The sequence below is a fragment of the Pseudomonas sp. GL-R-26 genome, assembly GCF_019947365.1.
Taxonomy (GTDB): Bacteria; Pseudomonadota; Gammaproteobacteria; order Pseudomonadales; family Pseudomonadaceae; genus Aquipseudomonas.
Genome location: NZ_JAGYGI010000021.1, coordinates 78,569 through 99,632, shown reverse-complemented (window position 1 = coordinate 99,632; position 21,064 = coordinate 78,569). Strand labels below are relative to the sequence as shown.

Annotated in this window: 22 protein-coding genes and 1 riboswitch; of the genes, 7 read left to right on the top strand and 15 right to left on the bottom strand. The window is 60.5% G+C overall.

What is annotated here, in order from left to right:
* The 4 genes from cbiB to cobO form a co-directional block, all read right to left on the bottom strand.
* Positions 1-717: adenosylcobinamide-phosphate synthase CbiB (cbiB, locus tag KGA96_RS21135; RefSeq protein WP_223514861.1), on the bottom strand; the 717-nt coding region annotated here is incomplete at its 3' end.
* On the bottom strand, positions 714-1,364 hold the full coding sequence (gene bluB, locus KGA96_RS21130) for a 5,6-dimethylbenzimidazole synthase (protein ID WP_223514858.1): 651 nt from the start codon (positions 1,362-1,364) through the stop codon (positions 714-716). The genes bluB and cbiB, both read right to left, overlap by 4 nt.
* Positions 1,361-2,698, bottom strand: coding sequence for a cobyrinate a,c-diamide synthase (locus KGA96_RS21125; RefSeq protein ID WP_223514855.1), 1,338 nt, complete (start codon positions 2,696-2,698; stop codon positions 1,361-1,363). Before KGA96_RS21125 ends, bluB begins: the two co-directional genes overlap by 4 nt.
* Positions 2,695-3,306 carry a cob(I)yrinic acid a,c-diamide adenosyltransferase gene (cobO, locus tag KGA96_RS21120; protein ID WP_046037629.1) on the bottom strand — a complete coding sequence of 204 codons (612 nt, stop codon included), beginning with the start codon at positions 3,304-3,306 and terminating at the stop codon, positions 2,695-2,697. The genes KGA96_RS21125 and cobO overlap by 4 nt, the downstream gene beginning before the upstream one ends.
* An 81-nt stretch (positions 3,307-3,387) precedes the next feature.
* Positions 3,388-3,621: riboswitch (cobalamin riboswitch) on the bottom strand.
* 153 nt (positions 3,622-3,774) lie between these two features.
* Here cobO and KGA96_RS21115 point away from each other — a divergent pair.
* Positions 3,775-4,359 carry a hypothetical protein gene (locus tag KGA96_RS21115; RefSeq protein ID WP_223467147.1) on the top strand — a complete coding sequence of 195 codons (585 nt, stop codon included), beginning with the start codon at positions 3,775-3,777 and terminating at the stop codon, positions 4,357-4,359.
* 66 nt (positions 4,360-4,425) lie between these two features.
* Complete coding sequence (locus KGA96_RS21110; protein ID WP_223467149.1) at positions 4,426-5,739, top strand: PQQ-dependent sugar dehydrogenase; 1,314 nt, start codon at positions 4,426-4,428, stop codon at positions 5,737-5,739.
* A gap of 25 nt (positions 5,740-5,764) precedes the next feature.
* On the opposite strand, the gene KGA96_RS21105 is transcribed toward KGA96_RS21110, so the two are convergent.
* The 6 genes from KGA96_RS21105 to KGA96_RS21080 all read right to left on the bottom strand — a co-directional run bounded on the left by KGA96_RS21105 (position 5,765) and on the right by KGA96_RS21080 (position 11,098).
* Entirely contained in the window at positions 5,765-6,427 is a 663-nt protein-coding gene (locus KGA96_RS21105; protein WP_223467151.1) for an O-methyltransferase, read from the bottom strand.
* Positions 6,428-6,445: 18 nt separating this feature from the next.
* Entirely contained in the window at positions 6,446-6,982 is a 537-nt protein-coding gene (locus KGA96_RS21100) for a C40 family peptidase (protein WP_104449855.1), read from the bottom strand.
* Positions 6,983-7,147: 165 nt separating this feature from the next.
* Complete coding sequence (locus KGA96_RS21095; protein WP_046037634.1) at positions 7,148-7,780, bottom strand: C40 family peptidase; 633 nt, start codon at positions 7,778-7,780, stop codon at positions 7,148-7,150.
* A gap of 221 nt (positions 7,781-8,001) precedes the next feature.
* Positions 8,002-8,706: a DnaA regulatory inactivator Hda gene (gene hda, locus KGA96_RS21090; RefSeq protein ID WP_046037635.1), complete on the bottom strand. Its 705-nt coding sequence runs from the start codon at positions 8,704-8,706 to the stop codon at positions 8,002-8,004.
* 230 nt (positions 8,707-8,936) lie between these two features.
* A complete protein-coding gene (locus KGA96_RS21085; RefSeq protein ID WP_223514852.1) occupies positions 8,937-10,010 on the bottom strand; it encodes an AI-2E family transporter in 1,074 nt (357 codons plus the stop codon).
* A 35-nt stretch (positions 10,011-10,045) separates the two neighbouring features.
* On the bottom strand, positions 10,046-11,098 hold the full coding sequence (locus KGA96_RS21080) for a DUF2066 domain-containing protein (RefSeq protein ID WP_046037637.1): 1,053 nt from the start codon (positions 11,096-11,098) through the stop codon (positions 10,046-10,048).
* A 386-nt stretch (positions 11,099-11,484) separates the two neighbouring features.
* On the opposite strand from KGA96_RS21080, the gene purM reads away from it, so the two are divergent.
* The 3 genes from purM to KGA96_RS21065 are packed head-to-tail and all read left to right on the top strand — an operon-like array spanning position 11,485 to position 13,927.
* Positions 11,485-12,543 (top strand): phosphoribosylformylglycinamidine cyclo-ligase, encoded by a 1,059-nt coding sequence (gene purM, locus KGA96_RS21075; protein WP_046037638.1) that lies wholly within the window; start codon positions 11,485-11,487, stop codon positions 12,541-12,543.
* Between the two features lie 11 nt (positions 12,544-12,554).
* Entirely contained in the window at positions 12,555-13,205 is a 651-nt protein-coding gene (purN, locus tag KGA96_RS21070; RefSeq protein WP_223467155.1) for a phosphoribosylglycinamide formyltransferase, read from the top strand.
* 8 nt (positions 13,206-13,213) lie between these two features.
* Positions 13,214-13,927: a DUF3108 domain-containing protein gene (locus KGA96_RS21065; protein WP_046037639.1), complete on the top strand. Its 714-nt coding sequence runs from the start codon at positions 13,214-13,216 to the stop codon at positions 13,925-13,927.
* 53 nt (positions 13,928-13,980) lie between these two features.
* Here KGA96_RS21065 and KGA96_RS21060 read toward each other — a convergent pair whose 3' ends face one another.
* Positions 13,981-15,606: a methyl-accepting chemotaxis protein gene (locus tag KGA96_RS21060; protein WP_223514850.1), complete on the bottom strand. Its 1,626-nt coding sequence runs from the start codon at positions 15,604-15,606 to the stop codon at positions 13,981-13,983.
* Between the two features lie 238 nt (positions 15,607-15,844).
* Between KGA96_RS21060 and KGA96_RS21055 the strand changes: the two genes are divergently transcribed.
* Together KGA96_RS21055 and KGA96_RS21050 are read left to right on the top strand one after the other, a co-directional pair.
* Positions 15,845-16,261 (top strand): OsmC family protein, encoded by a 417-nt coding sequence (locus tag KGA96_RS21055; protein WP_046037641.1) that lies wholly within the window; start codon positions 15,845-15,847, stop codon positions 16,259-16,261.
* 62 nt (positions 16,262-16,323) lie between these two features.
* Entirely contained in the window at positions 16,324-17,184 is an 861-nt protein-coding gene (locus tag KGA96_RS21050) for a pirin family protein (RefSeq protein WP_223514848.1), read from the top strand.
* A gap of 132 nt (positions 17,185-17,316) precedes the next feature.
* On the opposite strand, the gene KGA96_RS21045 is transcribed toward KGA96_RS21050, so the two are convergent.
* The 4 genes from KGA96_RS21045 to KGA96_RS21030 all read right to left on the bottom strand — a co-directional run bounded on the left by KGA96_RS21045 (position 17,317) and on the right by KGA96_RS21030 (position 21,024).
* Positions 17,317-18,045 carry a dienelactone hydrolase family protein gene (locus KGA96_RS21045; protein WP_046037643.1) on the bottom strand — a complete coding sequence of 243 codons (729 nt, stop codon included), beginning with the start codon at positions 18,043-18,045 and terminating at the stop codon, positions 17,317-17,319.
* A 67-nt stretch (positions 18,046-18,112) separates the two neighbouring features.
* Entirely contained in the window at positions 18,113-20,017 is a 1,905-nt protein-coding gene (gene htpG / locus KGA96_RS21040) for a molecular chaperone HtpG (protein ID WP_046037762.1), read from the bottom strand.
* A gap of 81 nt (positions 20,018-20,098) precedes the next feature.
* Positions 20,099-20,551, bottom strand: coding sequence for a PaaI family thioesterase (locus KGA96_RS21035; protein ID WP_110659453.1), 453 nt, complete (start codon positions 20,549-20,551; stop codon positions 20,099-20,101).
* Positions 20,548-21,024: a PaaI family thioesterase gene (locus KGA96_RS21030; RefSeq protein WP_223514846.1), complete on the bottom strand. Its 477-nt coding sequence runs from the start codon at positions 21,022-21,024 to the stop codon at positions 20,548-20,550. Before KGA96_RS21030 ends, KGA96_RS21035 begins: the two co-directional genes overlap by 4 nt.
* Between the last annotated feature and the right edge of the window lie 40 nt (positions 21,025-21,064).

Here is a 21,064-nt window from a genome sequence, read left to right as displayed (position 1 = left end):
CGCCATCACCGGGCCGGCGTTCGGGCTGTCCCAGGTCGAGCCCTGGGTGCGCCAGCATTTCAACGCCAGCCGGGTTTTACCCAGCAGCGCGTAAGTCAGTGCCACCAGGCGTGCAGGAATGTAATTGAGCACGTCGTCGACCTTCGCCGCCGCCCAGCCGAAGCGTTCGAAGCGTTCATTGCGATAACCCCACATCGCATCCAGCGTATTGCTAAGGCGGTAGAGCACCACGCCCGGCGCGCCTGCCACGGCAAACCAGAACAACGCCGCAAACACCGCATCGCTGCCGTTCTCCAGCACCGACTCGGTAGCGGCACGGGCGACCTCGGTTTCATCCAGTTCGCTGGTCTGGCGACTGACCAGATAGCTCACCCTCGTGCGCGCAGCTTCCAGGTCATTACTGCGCAGGGCCTTGGCCACAGGCGTGACGTGCTCACCGAGGCTGCGCATGCCGAGGGCGCAATAGAGCGCGATAATCTCGACGATCCAGCCGACATAAGGCGCCCAGGAGAATGCCGTGGCCAACAGCGTCAGCGGCAACACGGCGATCACCCACGCGGTGACGCCATGGCTGCGCCAGCCGCGACCGCCGCCGTTGAAACGTTGCTCGATGCGCTCGGCAAAACGGCCGAACGCCACCAGCGGATGCCAGCGTTTGGGTTCACCCAGCAGCGCATCCAGCGCAACCGCGGCGACACTCAACAACGCCACACTCATTGACTCACTCCCCAATAATTTTCGTACAGCAATTCATGTAGCGGACGCGCCTGTGCCCAGCCTTCGAGCACCAGCATCGGCGCCGGGTAGAACTCTTTGACGGGTCCGAGGCACAGCACGGCGAGCGGCTTGGCTCCCGGCGGCAACCTCAACAGGTCCGCCAGTGCCTGTGGTTCGAACAACGACACCCAGCCCATGCCCAGCCCTTCGGCGCGGGACGCCAGCCACAGGTTCTGGATCGCGCAGGACAACGAAGCCATGTCCATTTCCGGCAGCGTGCGGCGGCCGAAGATATGCTGCTCGCGGTCGTCCATCAGCGCGGCGACCAGTACCTCGGCGCAATCGTTGATGCCTTCGACCTTGAGCTTCATGAACTCATCGCTGCGCTCACCGAGGGCTTCGGCGGTGCGGATGCGTTCCTCTTCCACCAGGGCCTGGATTTGCCCGCGCAAGGCGCGATCAGTGATGCGGATGAAGCGCCAGGGCTGCATCAGTCCGACACTGGGTGCCTGGTGTGCGGCCTCGAGCAGGCGCCGGAGCAATTCGGGTTCGACAGTGCCGCCGCTGAAGTGGCGCATGTCGCGGCGCTCGGCGATGGCGCGATAGACCGCTGCGCGTTCGGCTTCAGAGAATGCGTTGTCGCTCATGGCCGCTTCGCGAGCAGGCTCGCTCCCACAGGGTTTTGGTCCGGCGCAAACAGTGCGGCAATCGCCGAGGGGTTCGACGGAAAATAAAAGTGCACATACGAGGCAGTCATCCGCCCCTCACGGTAGACCGCCTCCGCTCCGCGCCCGCCGTTAGGGCTCAAGCCCCGGGCAATCGGCCCCAGTTCAGTGCTGGTCAGCGAATGGTGATAGGTGTGCCCGCGCAGCGAACCTTCCGGCAATTCCACCGCCTGCAACGCCAGCGCCGCCAGACGCTTTTGCATCACCGCATTACCGGCCAGCAAGCCAACCAGTTCGGCGCGAGTGCCCTCGACGTCGGTCAGGGAATCGAGCAGATACAGCATGCCGCCACACTCGGCGAGCAATGGCTTGCCGGCGGCGTGGTGCGCGCGGATTGCGTCGAGCATCGCGGTGTTTTGCGCCAGCGCAACATGGTGCAGCTCCGGGTAACCACCCGGCAGATACAGGCTGTCCGCCTCCGGCAACGCTGGGTCGCGGATCGGCGAGAAGAACGACAACTCGGCGCCCATCGCCCGCAGCAGATCCAGGCTCGCGCCGTAGGTGAACGCAAAGGCTTCATCGCGGGCGACGGCAATTCGCACACCGGCCAGCAGCGGTTCGACTGCGATGACATCAGGGGCAGCGAACTCGACTGCCGGCGGCAGTGCGACCTCGCAACTGCTGGCCAGGGCATCGGCGGCCGCATCGAGGCGCAGGTCGAGATCGTTCAACTCACTGGCCTGCACCAGCCCCAGGTGCCGGCTCGGCAATTCGATCCCGGTTTCCCGGGACAGCGCGCCGTACCAGCGCAAGCCTTCAGTCAGGCTGCCTTCGAGCAGTTGCGCGTGACGCAGCGTGCCGACACGATTGGCCAGCACGCCGGCGAACGGCAAATCCGGCTGATAACGCGCCAGCCCCAGGGCCAGCGCGCCGAAGGTCTGGGCCATGGCGGTGCCATCGATCACACCCAGCACCGGCACACCGAAATGCCGCGCCAGATCGGCGCTCGACGGCGTACCGTCGAACAGTCCCATGACGCCTTCGATCAAGATCAGATCCGCTTCAGCAGCGGCTTCCCACAGCAACCGGCGACTCTCCTGTTCGCCGACCATCCACATGTCCAGTTGATACACCGGCGCACCGCTGGCGCGTTCGAGGATCATCGGATCGAGAAAGTCGGGGCCGCACTTGAACACACGGACCTTGCGCCCCTGATTGCGATGCAATCGGGCCAGCGCCGCGGTGACGGTGGTCTTGCCCTGACCGGAAGCCGGCGCGGCAATCAGTACCGCCGGACAGTGTCGAGGCTGACTCACAATTCGACGCCTTTCTGCGCTTTGATCCCGGCTTGAAAGGCGTGTTTGATCACGCCCATTTCGGTGACGGTGTCGGCCATCTCGATCATTTCCGGCTTGGCGGCACGACCGGTGACCACCACGTGTTGCATCGGCGGTCGGGCCTGCAAGTCGCTGAGCACCTGATCGAGATCGAGGTAGCCGTGCTTGAGGGCGATGTTCAGCTCATCGAGCACCACCAGGCCGATGGACGGATCGCGCAGCAATTGCTGCGACACCACCCAGGCGGCTTCAGCGGCGGCGATGTCGCGCTGGCGGTCCTGGGTTTCCCAGGTAAAGCCTTCGCCCATCACGTGAAATCGCACCTGCTCGGGAAAGCGCCGGAAGAACAACTCTTCGCCCGTGCTATTGCGGCCCTTGATGAACTGCACCACGCCGCATTGCATGCCGTGCCCCATGGCGCGGGCGAGCATGCCGAAAGCCGAACTGCTCTTGCCCTTGCCGTTGCCGGTCAGCACCAGCAGCAGGCCACACTCGTTCGGGGAATTGGCGATGCGCTCGTCGATCACGGCTTTTTTGCGCTGCATGCGCGCCAGGTGGCGTTCGTCACGATCGGGGGTATCAGTCATGGGGGAGCTCTCCGTTGAGGCAGGAATAACGGCGGGCAGGCACAAGAATAGAAGGCAAAAAGCCTGGCATCGCCCACCGTGATGCCGCTGGATGAATCAGGCCGGTCTCCGGGCTCATGAGTGGCGCAGGGCCAGACTGTGCACCTTCCCGCATCGATTCGACACAGTGGCATCAGACACAGTTTTCACTCATTTACCGTTGCGGGGGCAGCGCCGGAATTGCGGGCCTTCGACCAACAGAAGGACTCACTCACCGGCTTCCCTGTTTCACTCTGTCGACCCAAGCCACAGAGCACCTGAAACAAGCCGCGAAGGTTAGAGGGTTGGGGGTGGAGCGTCAATTAAAGCCGGGAGGCCATCGACCGAATAACTGCTATCCATCAATAAACTGACGTCAATCTTGTGCCACGCTCTCAGCAGTGATATCAAAGAGCCACAATCTCACAACACAACAACAAGGGTGAGCCCATGCAAGGCATGATCATCAGCAATCCAAAGCTGGAATTCCTGCGCCCGGTGCTCGAGCACTGGTTCGAATGCATCGACCGTTACAACGCCGTCCGCGGTGATGGCGACACGCCGTACTGGCACGACGAAAAAGCCAATCTCGGACTGCTGTCTGCCGCCGCCTGGATGGCCGAGATGGTCACGCTGCAACAGACGCCCACCCGCAAGCAGACCGAAGAAGGCGAACGCAACGGCCGCGCCGACCTGCTCCTGGCCTCCCCCGAAACCCGCGCCTACATCCAGACCAGCCAGCGCTGGCCACGGGTCAACAGCCTCAACCTGTCCCAGGCCCTGCTCGACATCGCCAGCGATGCGAAGCGCCTGAGCCACGCCAGCGACCTGAAACTCGGCTGCCTGTTCGTCGCCCCGCAAAAAGCCCAGCAGGGCGCCACACCGGAAGAACTCCAGGACATGGTCGACGACCTGCAAAAGGAACACACCTGCGCTGTCGCCTGGTATTTCCCTTATGCCTACCGCAAGTTGCGCAACGAAGCCGGCAACTATCACCCCGGCATTGCAGTGCTGTTCAAGGAAGCTCGCGGCTGAGGGTTGAACCATCGGACGACAATGCTTCTCTATGATTAGAACAAGGCATTCATAGGGAAGACCAGCATGCGCACGCCCCCGCTCGCTCTCGTTATCGCGCTCTGCGGAGGGCTCGCCGCTTGTGGCGAGACCTCCCGCCTGCAAGTCTCCGACGGTACCGGCCCGTCACCCCAACTACCAGAACCCAACAAGACACTGGTTCCGACCGTGAACATCGCCCCGGCCATCGGCTGGCCACAAGGTGCGAAACCCGTCGCCGCCACGGGCACTCAAGTGACTGCTTTTGCCGAAGACCTGGATCACCCCCGCTGGCTTTATGTGCTGCCCAATGGCGACGTGCTGGTGGCGGAAACCGCCGCGCCACCCAAACCCGAAGACGGCAATGGCATTCGCGGCTGGGTCATGAAGAAAGTCATGGGGCGTGCCGGCTCTACCGTGCCCAGCCCGAACCGCATCACGTTACTGCGGGACAAGGATCACGATGGCTTCGCGGAAACCCGCACAGTGTTTCTGCAAAACCTCAATTCCCCCTTCGGCATGACGCTGGTCGGCAACGACCTGTACGTGGCCGACACTGACAGCCTGCTGCGATTCCATTATGAAAACGGCGATACGCAGATCAAGTCACCAGCCATCAAGGTGATTGACCTGCCGGGCGGCCCTCTGAACCACCACTGGACCAAAAACGTCATTGCCAGCAAGGACGGCAGCAAGCTGTACGTCTCCGTGGGTTCCAACAGCAACGTCGCCGAAAACGGCATGGACAAGGAAGAAGGTCGCGCAGCGATCTGGGAAGTGGACCGTGCCACGGGCCGGCACCGGATCTTCGCCTCCGGTCTGCGCAACCCCAACGGCATGGCCTGGGAACCGCACAGTGGCGCGCTGTGGACCGCGGTCAACGAACGGGATGAAATCGGCGGCGATCTGGTACCTGACTACATCACCTCGGTGAAGGACGGCGCGTTCTATGGCTGGCCGTTCAGTTACTACGGCCAACATGTCGATATTCGCGTTGAACCGCAAAACCCGGACCTGGTGGCCAAGGCTATCGCTCCGGACTACGCCGTCGGCCCGCACACGGCGTCACTGGGCCTGACCTTCGCCGAAAACAGCAAGTTGCCGCCGCCGTTCACCCAAGGGGCATTCATCGGGCAGCACGGTTCATGGAACCGCAACCCCCGCAGTGGCTACAAAGTGATTTTCGTACCGTTCAGCGCAGGCAAACCTGTCGGAAAGCCCGTTGAAGTGCTCACAGGTTTTCTCAACGACAAGGACCAAGCCATGGGCCGCCCGGTGGGCGTGGTGATCGACCGGCAGGGTGACCTGTTGGTGGCCGATGATGTGGGGAACAAGGTGTGGCGGGTGTCGGCAGTCAAGTAAGTCACTTGACCTGTGGGAGCGGGGCTCAGCGTTTGCGACAGAGTGTGAGCCCGTCACCCAACGGCAACAACGACAGATCCACCCGCGCATCCACTTTCAAGGCCTGGTTGAGCGCCTGGATCGCCCGGGTGTCCGCGCTCTCGGGATTGGCCTCAAGCACGCGCCCGCTCCACAGGGTGTTATCGAACACCGCCAGCCCACCGACCCGCAGCAATTGCAGGGCGTGTTCCAGATAAGCCGGGTAGTTGGCCTTGTCGGCATCAATGAAAACCAGGTCGTACTGCCCGCCCTGCCCTTGTCGCTCAAGCTCGGCGAGGGTTTCCAGTGCCGGGGCCAGTCGCAGGTCAATCCGCCCGGCGAGCCCCGCTTCTTGCCAGTAGCGCCGCGCGATGGCGTTGTAGTCGCCGGGGATATCACAGCAAATCAGCGAACCCTCAGCAGGCAATGCCGCCGCCATGCACAGTGCGCTGTAGCCGGTAAAGGTGCCGACTTCGAGCAAGCGCCTGGCCCCCGTCAGTTTCACCAGTAAAGCAAGAAACTGCCCCTGCTCAGGCGCCACCTGCCAGCGTGCCATCGGCAACGCCTGGGTCTCATCGCGCAAGCGCTTGAGCAGAGGCGTTTCGCGCAGGGAAACATCGAGCAGGTATTGGTACAGGTCGTCGTCGAGATTGAGCGTGCGAGCCGTCATGACCATCAGCTCCGAACGTTACGGATTGCGCGCCAAATGTTCAGGCTGCAGAACACGCTTGGCGCTCAGGTAAGCCTTTTGCCAATACGCCTTGGACAGGCTGTCGAGCTTCACGGTGCCGCCCGTGGCCGGCGCGTGGACGAAGCGCCCTTCTCCCACGTAGATGCCGGCATGACTGACCTGGGAGCCGCCATTGGTGGCGAAGAAAAGCAGGTCGCCGGTCTGCAGGCCTTCCTTGCCCACATTCGCCGCTTGCATGGAGATCATCTCGCGAGTGGTGCGCGGCAAGGCAATACCGGCGACATCACGGTACACATAAGCGATCAGGCCACTGCAATCAAATCCGGAATCCGGCGTATTGCCACCCCAGCGATAAGGCGTGCCCACCAATCCGAGCGCGCGAAACAGCACGTCTTCCGCTTCAGGCGAAAAAGCTTGAGGGGAACCAAATACGATAGGAGCGCGAACCACCGGCGCAGGCGGCGGTGTGCGGCTGGCGCAGGCACTGAGCAGCGCTGCGAAGAACATGATTGCGAGGCGGGCCGACGTCGTCATAAGCAGAACATCCTGATCTGGCTGCGGCTTTTTCTGCGGGGAGCGCAGAAAAGAAAACCGCCTGCGTTGGACGCAGGCGGTTTGCCATCATTTGTAGATCAAGATTCTAGCGGCTACACGACAAACTTCAAGTAAGACTTTAAGTTCGCCCTACAAATTGTCAGCTTATTTTCGTGCAGTGACGATTGGCGACGCGTTAGGCGCCATTGCCAGGGCGCGCTTGGCCTCGATGAAGGTCTTGCTCCAGTAGCTGTCGCCCAGACTATCGATGCGCACACCACCGCTGCGGCGGCTGCTGGAGTGGATGAACTGATTGTCGCCCAGGTAGATCCCGGCGTGACTGACGCGACCACGACGACCGTTGGTTGCGAAGAACAGCAGGTCGCCCGGCTCAAGCTTGCTGCGCGAGACCAGCGGAGCGTCCACGTTGATCATTTCGCGGGTGGAGCGTGGCAGGTTCATGCCCGCTTCTTCGCGGAACAGGTAACCAATGAAACCACTGCAATCGAAGCCGGCTTCAGAAGTACCGCCGAAACGGTAACGGGTACCGATCAGGGACATGCCACGTTCGAGGATGCTGTCGGCCAGGACTGGAAGCTGGTAGGACTTGCCGCCAGCGAAGTCTGCGAGTTCTTTTTCGGTAGCCAGCTCTTCTTGAAAGAGAGCGGAAGACTGGGCAGTGGCCGAGTTTTGAACCTGCTGTTGCGGAGTTTGCTGGGCCACTGGAGTGTGGGCAGCGCAACCGAACAACAGGGTAACGAGTGCGAGAGGCACGAGGGGTGCGAAGCGATTTAGCATGGGCACGACCGTGGCTGAAGTTGTAAAGAAGCCGAGACTATGCCCGCTATCAACCTCATTTGCAAATTCAATCGATCTTTTTGTGACTTATCCGTTTCTCGTTTACATCTAAGCGCTTAAGCCCATTTAAAACATACACGCGGCCTGCAACCTGGCAGGAAAGCGGGATTTCTGGCGCCTGAAAGATGCCGAACCGGCTAAAAGTCCCGGTTTCAGCGGGTTTACCAGCCGAGGGTTTCTTTCAAAAACGGGATTGTCAGCTTGCGCTGAGCCTGGAGGGAGGCCTGGTCGAGACGCTCGAGCAGCTCGAAAAGTGCGCTCATGCTGCGGGTACCGCGAGTCAGAATGAAATGCCCGACTTCATCGGTCAGATGCAGGCCGCGACGAGATGCGCGCAATTGCAGGGCACGCAATTTGTCCTCATCGGACAGCGGGCGCATCTGGAAGATCAAGGCCAGGGTCAGGCGGGATTTGAGATCCGCCAGCTTCACTGGCAGCTCACGCGGGGATGTCGATGCGGCAATCAGCAAACGTCGACCGCTGTCACGCAAGCGATTGAACAGATGGAACAGCGCCTCTTCCCAGTCCGCTCGCCCGGCAACCACTTGCAAATCATCCAGGCAGACCAGTTCGTACTGTTCGAGGTTGTCGAGGATTTCAATGCCGCGATCGAGCAGCTCGGCCAACGGCAGGTACACCGCAGGCTCCCCCATTTGCTCGAAGCGCAGGCAGGCGGCCTGCAACAGGTGCGTACGCCCGACCCCGTCCTTACCCCAGAGGTAGATCAGGCTTTCGGTCCAGCCGGCGTCGGCTTCGCACAGCCGCTCGACATAGCCGAGTGCAGCGGCATTGGCGCCTGGGTAGTAGTTGATAAAGGTGGCGTCGTCACGCAGACGCACACCTAGGGGCAGCTGAATCGGTTTCATGCTGACTGAACAGTTCCAAAGGAACCGTTAGTGGCCTCTGTGTAAAGTTTGCGAAGTTTATACCCGTGAAGCGGACCGCACAATGCGACAGACCACAAGCAAAATCAAAGGTTTGCGTTAATGCACCGGTTTTGTGGCAGATTCTTTGGCGGTGCATGTGACAGTCGGGCGACGCCAGCAGGCTGACCTGGTACGAACCGGGGCAGCCTGCCATCGCCCATTGACGCCCCTTACATCTGCGGCTCGTCGGCTCCTCCGTAGATTTCCGAATCCTTATACAAATCATGCACATGCCGCACCAGCACCATGATCACCGCGGCGACCGGCAATGCCAGTAACACACCGGTAAAGCCAAACAGTTCACCACCGGCCAGGATCGAGAAAATCACCGCCACCGGGTGCAGGCCAATCCGGTCACCGACCAGCATGGGGGTCAGCACCATACCCTCCAGCGCCTGGCCGACCATGAACACCGCGACAATGCCGAGCATCGGGTAAAGATCGCCACCGAACTGGAACAGCCCCGCAATGAGCGCCGCGCCAATGCCGATGATAAACCCCATGTACGGCACGATCGCCGCCAGGCCGGCAATCAGGCCTATCAGCAGACCCAGTTCCAACCCGACCAGCATCAGGCCTGCTGCGTAGATCACACCCAAGGCCACCATCACCAGCAACTGTCCGCGCACGAACGCGCCGAGCACTTCATGGCATTCACCCGCCAGCGACACCGCGCGCGCTTCACGGTCACGGGGCAGCAGGCTGCGGACCTTGGCCATCATCAGGTCCCAGTCCCGCAACAGGTAGAAGCTCACCACCGGAATCAGCACCAGGTTCGCCAGCCAGCCGATCAACGCCAGCCCCGAGGCCGTGGCATGGCTCAGCACCACGCCGACAACATCAGAGGTCTGACTCATATGCTCGCTGATGGCGGCCTTCAGCTTGTCGAACTTCCAGAAACCGTCCGACAGGCCGAACTTCGATTGCGCCCAAGGCAACGCCGTGTGTTGCAGCCAGTCGAGCATCTGCGGGGCCAGTTCATACAAACGAAACAACTGCCTGGCGAGCAACGGCACCAACACCAACAGCAGCGCGGTGAAGATCAATGTAAACAGGGTAAACACCGCCACGACACCCCAGGTTCGGGACAAGCCTGCCTTCTCCAGCCGATCCACCAGCGGGTCGAACAGGTAGGCCAACAGCAGCGCCACCAGGAACGGCGTCAGGATCGGATGCAACAACCAGACAAACACACACAGCAGGACCACCCCACCGAGCCAGAACCAACGCCGCGTATCGGCCATGAACCACTCCATTGCTTCTATATAAAGAAAAAAAACTACCAGCGATAACGCAGTTGCGGTGTCGGGGCCGGCGCTGCGACTGGTACCGCGCCGCCAGTGGCTGGCTGAACGGGCGCTACCGGGGCCGGGGCCTGACCCGCCGGCGCTTCCTGCAGCCTCGCCAGAGACAATTGCGCACGCAGTTGATCGACGCTGCCATTGACCCGATAGAGAATCCGGTCGCCCTCGACACTTTGCACACGCCCGCCAAACGGCTCCAGCAAACGCCCGAGTGACGCGTAGTGCTCAAGATTCATACCTTGCACTTCCAGCAATTGCTCACTCGACGCACCAGGTTTGGCGACAAACCGCGGCGCCAGGCGTTCATTGACCGCCAGCATCACCGCATCGGCCAGGGCGGCCTGATCGGCGCCCTGCACACTGCCCGCCTCTTTTTTATCCCCCAGCCACAATTGCCACTTGGCTTGCCACTGCCCGCCCTCTTCCTTGGCGTGTACCGCGAGCAGGGCGTCGGCGTTGTAGCGTTCCGATGCCGCTTGCAAAGGCGCGGGATCTACGCCCTCCAGATTCGGCGCGGTCGCGACGATCTGCTCATTCAAATCCGCCAACGGCAAACGCAATGGCAAGCCACGGTGCTGGGCAGCCCGACGCAACGGTGCCGCGCTGGCCTGACCGTCGCCCACCAGGCTTGAACCTTCGGTGGAATCATTCAACCACCAGCCGAGGATCGACGGCCGATTGGCCCCCCACATGGCCAGGCCGGCGCGGCGCAAGGCCTGCTCGGTGGTACCCGGATCGAAATCGACCTTCAGGACTTCCGGCGGCCCGGCCTCAAAGCCGTACTGGCTGATGATCTGTTGCGGATCTTTGCGAATCGCCGCCAGCCCCGGACTTTGAGCGGCCTTGGGGTCGCCGGTCAGGCGCAAAACCAGTGTATCCAACGCACGCTGAGTCGCCTGATCGCGCTCCTCGGGCGACTGGCCATTCACCGGCTCGCGCACCAGGTAAAGGCCTTTGACGGTTTCGGCTTGACTGACCAGGCTGACCACTGACAAACAACTCACAAGCAAGAATTTACAAAAACGCATGGAAGATTCCTGACGACAAGAGCGGCTGGAACAGACCGCATGAAGACGATCGAGCAAGACTGTGACCGTTGCCCGACGCAAAACATTCACACGCTCCGGGTAAGTTTTCGCACTGTCATAACGATAGACGGTTAATCGCGATACCTTATACAGCCATGCAGGATGCCACCAACACTGCGCATTAACGGTTTTTTTTGACCGTATATGGCCCTGCTGTCGGCCTGAGGATGGCCGCTGCGGCTCAAGCCTGATAAAATCGCGCGCCTTCGCAGACCGGCAACAGCCGGGTAGTGTCCGAATAGCGCGCATGGTTCTCGCCTACGCAGTTTCGGCGCTCCCGACGGACTCGGTCGTTACCCAGAAATCCCCCCCTAAAGGCCTGGATCATGAGCAAGCAACCCTCCCTGAGCTACAAGGACGCCGGTGTAGACATCGACGCCGGTGAAGCATTGGTCGAACGCATCAAGAGCGTCGCCAAGCGCACTGCGCGCCCGGAAGTCATGGGCGGCCTGGGCGGTTTCGGCGCCCTCTGCGAAATCCCGGCCGGCTACAAGCAGCCTGTGCTGGTTTCCGGTACTGACGGCGTCGGCACCAAGCTGCGCCTGGCACTGAACCTGAACAAGCACGACAGCATCGGCATCGACCTGGTTGCCATGTGCGTCAACGACCTGGTCGTCTGCGGCGCCGAGCCGCTGTTCTTCCTCGACTACTATGCCACCGGCAAACTGAACGTCGACACCGCCGCCCAGGTGGTGACCGGCATCGGCGCTGGCTGCGAGCTGTCCGGCTGCTCCCTGGTCGGCGGCGAAACCGCTGAAATGCCTGGCATGTACGAAGGTGAAGACTACGACCTGGCCGGTTTCTGCGTCGGCGTGGTAGAAAAGTCCGAAATCATCGACGGTTCCAAAGTGGCTGCCGGCGACGCCCTGCTCGCCCTGCCGTCCTCCGGCCCGCACTCCAACGGCTACTCGCTGATCCGCAAGATCATCGAAGTGTCCGGCGCCGACATCGAGAACATCCAGCTCGACGGCAAGCCGCTGACCGACCTGCTGATGGCCCCGACCCGTATCTACGTGAAGCCGCTGCTCAAGCTGATCAAGGAAACCGGCGCGGTCAAAGCCATGGCCCACATCACCGGTGGCGGCCTGCTGGACAACATCCCGCGCGTGCTGCCAAAAGGCGCTCAAGCCGTGGTTGACGTGGCAAGCTGGACCCGCCCGGCAGTGTTCGACTGGCTGCAAGAGAAAGGCAACGTTGACGAAAACGAAATGCACCGCGTGCTGAACTGCGGCGTGGGCATGGTCATCTGCGTGGCTCAGGAGCACGTCGAAGCCGCCCTGAACGTTCTGCGCGAAGCTGGCGAGCAGCCTTGGGTCATCGGCCAGATCTCCACCGCTGCCGAAGGCGCGGCTTCGGTTGTACTGAACAACCTCAAGGCACACTAATGCAAGAGCGGATGTCTCAGACCTGTGATGTGGTGGTGCTGTTGTCCGGCACCGGCAGTAACTTGCAGGCCCTGATTGACAGCACGCGGACCGGCGACAGCCCGGTCCGCATCGCTGCGGTGATTTCCAACCGCGCCGACGCCTACGGCCTGCAACGCGCCAGGGACGCGGGTATCGACACCCGCGCCCTTGATCACAAGGCTTTCGAAGGTCGCGAGGCCTTCGATGCCGCATTGATCGAACTGATCGACGCCTTCAATCCCAAACTCGTGGTACTGGCCGGATTCATGCGCATTCTCAGCGCCGGTTTCGTACGCCACTATCAGGGTCGCCTGCTCAATATCCATCCCTCGCTGCTACCCAAATACAAAGGGTTACACACTCATGAGCGCGCGCTGGAGGCCGGCGACACCGAGCACGGCTGCTCCGTGCACTTCGTCACCGAGGAACTCGATGGCGGACCACTGGTCGTACAGGCTGTAATACCGGTAGAGTTACAGGATTCGCCGCAGAGTCTGGCGCAGCGGGTTCATGTTCAGGAACACCTGATCTACCCGATGGCCGTACGCTGGTTTGCCGAAGGTCGTCTGGCCCTCGGCGAGCAAGGTGCTTTACTGGATGGACAGTTACTCGCGGCCAGCGGCCACTTGATTCGAAACTAGGAGATTTTATGCGTCGCGCCCTGCTCTTCGCTTGCGCTCTGCTCGCCTTGCCCTTCGCCCAGGCGGCAGACCTTCAACCCTTCTCCGCCAGCTACACCGCCGACTGGAAACAGCTGCCCATGAGCGGCACTGCCGAGCGCAGCCTCGAAAAAACCAGCGACGGCAAATGGAAACTGAGTTTCAAGGCGTCGATGATGATCGCCAGCCTGTCCGAGGAAAGCACCCTGACCCTGGACAAGGACACGCTTCTTCCAGAGTCGTACCACTTTGAACGTGGCGGCTTGGGCAAGGCCAAGAAATCGGATCTGGATTTCGACTGGAATACCAAGATGGTCACCGGTACCGATCGCGGCGACGCGGTCAAGGTTCCGCTGAACCGCGGTATGCTCGACAAATCCAGCTACCAACTGGCCCTGCAACACGACGTCGCCGCCGGCAAAAAAAGCATGAGTTATCAGGTGGTCGACGGCAGTGAAGTCGATACCTATGACTTCCGCGTGCTGGGCGCTGAAAAGGTCGACACCAAGGCCGGCAAGATCGATGCGATCAAGGTTGAACGTGTACGCGACCCGACACAGAACAAACGCATCACCGTGATGTGGTTCGCCAAGGATTGGGACTACCTGCTGGTCCGCCTGCAACAAGTCGAAACCGATGGCAAGGAATACAACATCATGCTCCTGGACGGCACGGTCAACGGCAAGTCAGTCAAAGGCAGCTGATCCGGATCGATATGAAAAGCCCCGCAGTCGCGGGGCTTTTTTTCGTCTGTCATTCAGACCGAAAACCGCGCCACCAAGGTATTCAGGTCCACCGCCAGGCGCGACAACTCCTGACTCGCCGCACTGGTCTGGTTTGCCCCGGCCGAGCTCTGTTGCGCCAGGTCACGGATATTCATCAAGTTGCGATCCACCTCCCGCGCCACCGCTGCCTGCTCCTCCGAGGCACTGGCAATCACGATGTTGCGCTCATTGATCATGGTGAATGCCGAGGCGATATCCTCCAGGGCAACGCCCGCCGCTTTCGCCGCCTCAAGTGTCGAGCGCGCCCGGGTGTTGCTTTGCTGCATCGAGCTGACAGCCAGATCGGTGCCCTGCTGGATACCGGTAATCATCTGTTCGATTTCCCGGGTCGATTGCTGGGTGCGATGCGCCAGAGCCCGCACCTCATCGGCCACTACCGCAAACCCGCGCCCGGCGTCCCCGGCCCGCGCGGCTTCGATGGCCGCGTTCAAGGCCAGTAGATTGGTCTGCTCGGCAATCGCGCGAATCACGTCCAGCACGGTAGTGATGCCATACACCTTCTGCGCCAGGTCTTCGACCTGAGACACATTGGTGGTGACATCTTCTGCCAGCGACTCGATCGACAGCACCGTCTGATGCACCTGTTCGCGACCGTGCTGGGCAATGCGGTCGGACTCGCGGGAAGCTTGCGACGTTGCGGCGGCATTGCTCGCCACTTCTTCCACGGCGGCGGTCATCTGGTTGACCGCCGTGGCGGCCTGCTCGATTTCCAGACTCTGTTGATGCAGGCCACGGGTGGCGTCTTCCGTGACGCAACTGAGCTCCTCCGAAGCCGAGGCCAATTGACGGGATGAATCGGATATACGTTGAATGGTTTCACGCAAACTCTGTTGCATGCTCTTGAGCGCGTGCAGCAGCCGCGCGGGTTCGTCCTTGCCTGTAATGCTGATGGCTGCGGTGAGGTCGCCACCGGCGACCACCTCGGCCACTTTCAAAGACTGTGACAGCGGCAACACGATACTGCGCGTCAGCAGCAGTGCCAGGCCAATGGTGATCAGCGCTGTCACACCGATCATCACCCCGACCCAGACTCGCGACTGGTTGAACACCAGGCGTCCCGCTTCAGTCGCCAGATTGGCGTTGTGCCTGTTGAGTTCGACCAGCTCCCTGAGCGTGACCGTGATCTCATCGGCCAACGGATTCATCTCGCCATTGAGAATGGCCGCCGCCTCTTCCACCCGTCCCTGGGTAGCCTCGGCCATCACCTGACTCTGAAACTGCAGGTATTTGCTCTTGGAAGCCTTGAAGCGATCGAACAACACCCGCTCTTCAGGCAGCGCGATCAACTTGTCATAACGTTGTTGGGCCTGGTCGAGAACACTTTTGAGATCGTTGATTTTGCCGACGTTCTGCGTCTGTGCCTGTGGATCGCGATTGATCAGCAAACGCATGGTCAATGCCCGCAGCCGCAACATGTCCTGACTCATATCACCGACCGCCATCACACTGGGCAGCCAGTTGTCATCGATTTGATCGGACTGCGCCCGCATATTCGACATTTGCAGCAGGGCGAACGCCCCCAGGCCAAAAACCATCAACGCCAACAGGCCAAAACCGAGACTCGCGCGTGGCGCAATATTGAGACTTCTGATACTCATTCCCCTGGTTCCTTCCAAAAGCGCTGCGTCAGGCAGCAGGTCCTTTAGACGGTATCGGACTGTTGAAAATTTGCGTAAGACGAAAACGTGATATCAAAACACCATTACTGTTACGGTAACGATTCAGCCAAAAGACTCACCGATACAAGAAAACCGGAACGCACATCCGGCACCATGCTCTATACCTTCAAGGTCTTTTTTTGATCGAATAAATATCCTGCTGCTTGCGAGGTTTCCCATGACCGTTACTGTCAACACTGTTTCTGCCGAAGGTTTGCGCCACAGCGTCCAGATCGATGACCATGAACTCTTCGCCGACGCGCCCGTCACGGCTGGCGGAGAGGGCTCGGCGCCGGAGCCCCACGATTATTTCGATGCCGCGCTGGGTGCCTGCAAAGCCTTGACCCTGAAGCTTTATGCCAGGAAGAAGGACATCCCGCTGACCGGTGTCGGCGTCGAGGTCAAGCGCGACAACAGCCTGGAACAGAAAGGCCAGTACGCGTTGCACGTCAAACTGACCCTCAAGGGCGTACTCACCGACGCCCAGCGCGATGAACTGCACCGCGTGGCCGATCGCTGCCCGATCCACAAGCTGATGACCACCTCTGAAGTCAGCATCGAAACGCATTTGTCCGAAGGCGCGTTCAGCCAATAGCGGCAAGGGCTGCGCAAGCGGGTTATGCTCGAACGCATTACCCGCTCAGCCTGGAACGCACCATGAACACTCCGCTCGTGATCCGCCCCCGCACCGAGGATGTCGAAGGCCAGCCGATTCTCCGCCCGCTGCCGTCGGCCAAGTGCCGCAGCGTCGGGCCATTCGTGTTTTTCGACCACATGCTGGAAACCCGTTATCCACTGGGCAAAGGCATGAACATCCGCCAGCATCCGCACATTGGCCTGTCCACCCTCACCTACTTGTTCCAGGGGCAGATCCAGCACAAGGACAGTCTCGGTTCCGATCAAGTGGTCGGGACCGGCGACGTCAGTTGGATGACGGCCGGCAGTGCCATCGCCCACGTCGAACGCACACCCGAGGCCCTGAGAGAAAGCGGCTTCACGATGCACGGCTTGCAGATCTGGCTGGCTTCACCCAAGGATAAAGAACAGGGTCCGGGGCATTACAGCCACCATCCGGCTTCCACATTGCCGGTCAGCGAAAACCTGGGGGTGAAGATTCGCATGATTGCGGGGTCAGGCTTTTGCCTGGAATCGCCAGTGCCGGTGCTTTCTCCTACGCTGTATGCGGAGCTGCACCTGCAAACAGCGACGACATTGCTGATCCCCACCGAGCATGAAGAACGTGCGTTGTATGTGTTGAGCGGTGAGGTGCAGCTGGATGGCGAGCTGATAGAGCCGTACTCGCTGGTGGTACTGCCTGCGGGGGAAGAGATGACCCTGTTTGCCGAGAGCGACAGTCACGCCGTGTTGTTTGGCGGAGCACCGCTTGACGGGCCACGGCGGATCAACTGGAATTTTGTCGCGAGCGATCCGGCTGCTATCGATGAGGCACGCCGACGTTGGGCGGCCGGGGACTGGCCGAAGGTGCCGGGGGAAGTTGAGAGGATCGAATTGCCCTGAGCGATGCATTGCCGATCAGTCAGTCTTCGCGAGCAGGTTCGCTCCCACATTGGAACACGGTCAACTGCAGGAGCGAGCCTGCTCGCGATGGGGCCGGTAGAGTCACCGACTAACCAGAACTGAAACCAGCTATCAGCCCTTGAACACTTCATCCAGCAAGTTATGCATCGACGTGAAGGCCCGGACAGCCACCTTCGCGTCGTACATCATCATCCCCGGCACATTGGCGTGCGGGTCGGTGAACGAGTGGAACGCACCGCCGTAGCTCAGCAACTGCCAGTCCACACCCGCCGTGTTCATTTCATCTTCGAACGCCGGCAACTGCTCCTTCGGCACCAATGGATCGGAAGCACCGTGCAATACCAACACCTTACCCTTGATGTTTTTCGCATCAGCCGGATTCGGTGTGTCCAGCGTGCCGTGGAACGACACCGCGGCTTTCACCGGCGCGCCGGTACGAGCAAACTCCAGGGCGCAGCAACCGCCGAAGCAGAAACCGAAAGTGGCCAGTTTTGAAGTATCGACAGCCACTTCACCCTGGCTTTGCAGCTGTTCGAACGCCACCTGCATGCGCTTGCGCAGCAATGGGCGGTCATTCTTCAACGGCATCATGGCCGCGCCGGCCTCATCATTGTTCGTCGGACGAACCGATTGACCGTAAAGGTCTGCGATCAGTACCACATAACCCTTGGACGCCACCGACTTGGCGATCTCCTCGGCACCGGCACTGACGCCCATCCAGTTCGGCGCCATCAACAAACCCGGGCGCGGGCCTTTATGGTCGGCATCGAAGGCCAGACGGCTTACGTAAGCCTGGCCGTCAATCTGATAGGCAACGGAACGTACAGTGATTTGGCTCATTTCTGACTCCTGATGTTTTAGCACCGAAATGAAAAAACCCGCCGAAGCGGGTTTTTCTACAACACAGTCAGGCCGATAGCTCGACCAACAGCTTGTTCAGACGGCGCACATAGGCCGCCGGGTCTTTCAAGCTGTCGCCGGCCGCCAGGGCCGCCTGATCGAAGAGGATGTGCGACAGGTCGCCGAAGCGCTCGTCACTCTGCTCGTTGTCGAGCTTCTCGATCAGCGGGTGAGCCGGGTTGAATTCGAAAATCGGCTTCGAATCCGGAACCTTCTGGCCGCTCGCTTCCAGGATCTGGCGCATCTGCAAGCCCAGGTCCTGCTCGCCGATGGCCAGGATCGCCGGCGAATCGGTCAGGCGATGGGACACCCGCACTTCCGCAACGGATTCACCCAAGGCGGTCTTCAGACGCTCGACCAGACCTTCTTTGGCCTTGGCGACTTCTTCCGCGGCTTTCTTGTCCTCTTCCGAGTCCAGGTTGCCCAGGTCCAGGTCACCGCGCGCCACGTCGACGAAGCTCTTGCCGTCGAAGTCGCTGAGGTAGCTCATCAGCCACTCGTCGATACGGTCGGTCAACAGCAGCACTTCGATGCCTTTCTTACGGAAGACTTCCAGGTGCGGGCTGTTCTTGACCTGAGCGTAGGTTTCGCCGGTCAGGTAGTAGATCTTGTCCTGACCTTCCTTGGCGCGCGCCAGGTACTCGGTCAGGCCAACAACCTGCTCGCCATCGTCGCCATTGGTCGAAGCAAAACGCAGCAGGCCGGCGATTTTTTCCTTGTTGGCGAAATCTTCTGCCGGGCCTTCTTTCATGACCTGACCGAAGTTTTTCCAGAAGCCCTTGTATTGCTCAGGCTCGTTCTTCGCCAGTTTTTCCAGCATGTCCAGGACGCGTTTGGTCAGCGCGGACTTCATCGAGTCGATGATCGGGTCTTTCTGCAGGATTTCCCGCGACACGTTCAGCGACAGGTCGTTGGAATCGACCACGCCTTTGATGAAGCGCAGGTACAGCGGCAGGAAGGACTCGGCCTGATCCATGACGAACACGCGCTGCACGTACAGCTTCAGGCCTTTCGGCGCTTCACGCTGGTACAGGTCGAACGGCGCACGGGTCGGCACGTACAGCAGCGAGCTGTATTCGAGCTTGCCTTCGACCTTGTTGTGGCTCCAGCTCAGCGGGTTTTCGAAATCGTGAGCGATGTGCTTGTAGAACTCCTGGTATTCCTCGTCCTTGATCTCGGTACGCGGACGGGTCCACAGGGCGCTGGCGCGGTTGACGGTTTCCCACTCAACGGCCGGCTGCTCTTCGCCTTCGGCAGCGGCCACTTCTTTCGGCAGCTCGATCGGCAAGGCGATATGGTCGGAGTACTTCTTGATGATGTTGCGCAGGCGCCAGCCGTCGGCGAACTCGTCTTCACCGGATTTCAGGTGCAGGACGATGCGAGTGCCGCGTTCGGCCTTGTCGATGGTCGCAACTTCGAAATCGCCTTCGCCCTTGGACGACCAGTGCACGCCTTCGCTGGCAGCGCTGCCGGCACGACGGCTGTACACATCGACTTTGTCAGCGACGATGAATGCGGAGTAGAAACCGACACCGAACTGGCCGATCAGGTGCGAGTCTTTCTTCTGGTCGCCGCTCAGATGCTTCATGAAATCGGCGGTGCCGGACTTGGCGATGGTCCCCAGGTGGGTGATCGCGTCTTCGCGGCTCATGCCGATACCGTTGTCTTCGAGGGTGACGGTTTTAGCGTCCTTGTCGAAGCTAACGCGGATTTTCAGTTCGGCGCCACCTTCCAGCAGCTCGGGCTTGGCCAGGGCTTCGAAACGTAATTTGTCGACAGCGTCAGAGGCGTTCGAGATCAATTCGCGAAGGAAAATTTCCTTGTTGGAATACAGCGAATGGATCATGAGGTGCAGCAGCTGCTTCACCTCGGTCTGGAAGCCCAGGGTTTCCTTTTGAGTTTCCACACTCATGGTCATCAAACTCCAATCAGATGGCATAAGCCGCGACCTTGAGGGTCGACGGCGGGTTGTCCTCAGAGTTTGGGGCTGAGTTCAGGATTTCAAGGGCTCTTCGAGTTTGAAATGTGCACGGGCCGTGGCAATGGGTTCGGCTTCGGTGCTTTGCCAGGCGGTAATCGCCACATTGGCGACCCGCCGACCCTGGCGCCAGACCTGGCATCGGGCCCAGGTATCGCGAAACTGCCCGGCTCGCAGGTAATCCAGGGAGAAGTCGATGATCTTCGGCACCCCGGGCGATCCGGTGAACACCAACAGGTGCAGCGCCGCGGCCAACTCCATGAAACCGGCGATCACACCGCCATGAATCGCCGGCAACAAAGGGTTACCGATGTTGTCCTTGTTCGCTGGCAGCTTGAACAGCAACTCATCTCCCACCCGTGAACATTCGACGCCGATCAGCCGGGCATAGGGAATCAAATCCAGCAGCGAGGCGTAATCGCCCTGCTCGTGGGCCTTTTGCAATTGGTCCTTCAGCGACTCGCTCATTGCGCACCTCCGGCAACCGCGCCACCAAAGCCCTTGATGCCCTTGATGCCCTTGCCCATGCGCATGAAAGTGCCCATCACATGGGCAATCGGTTGCCCAGGGTCATCCTGATAGGCGAAGCCACGGGCAAAAATCACATCGGTGGTGACCCGATAGCACTGGGCAAAGCCGTAGACATCTTTATGTGGCTCGGCGGCGTGCATGTAGTCGATGCGCAGGTCGAGGGTCGGGCAGACCTCGAATTCCGGGAGCACGCAGAGCGTCGCCATGCCACAGGCGGTGTCCATCAGCGAGGTCAGCGCCCCGCCATGAATCACGCCGGTTTGCGGATTGCCGACGATCTGCGGGCTGTACGGCAGCATAATCGTCAGCCCTTCGCTGCTGGCGCTGTGAACGCTTAGTCCAAGTACCTGACAATGTCGCAGCGCCGACAGAAAGCGCATCGCACGCTCAAAAACGGGGTTTTCAGCCATTTGATAAAAACTCTTGTTAATGTCCGTGCAGTGCGGTGGC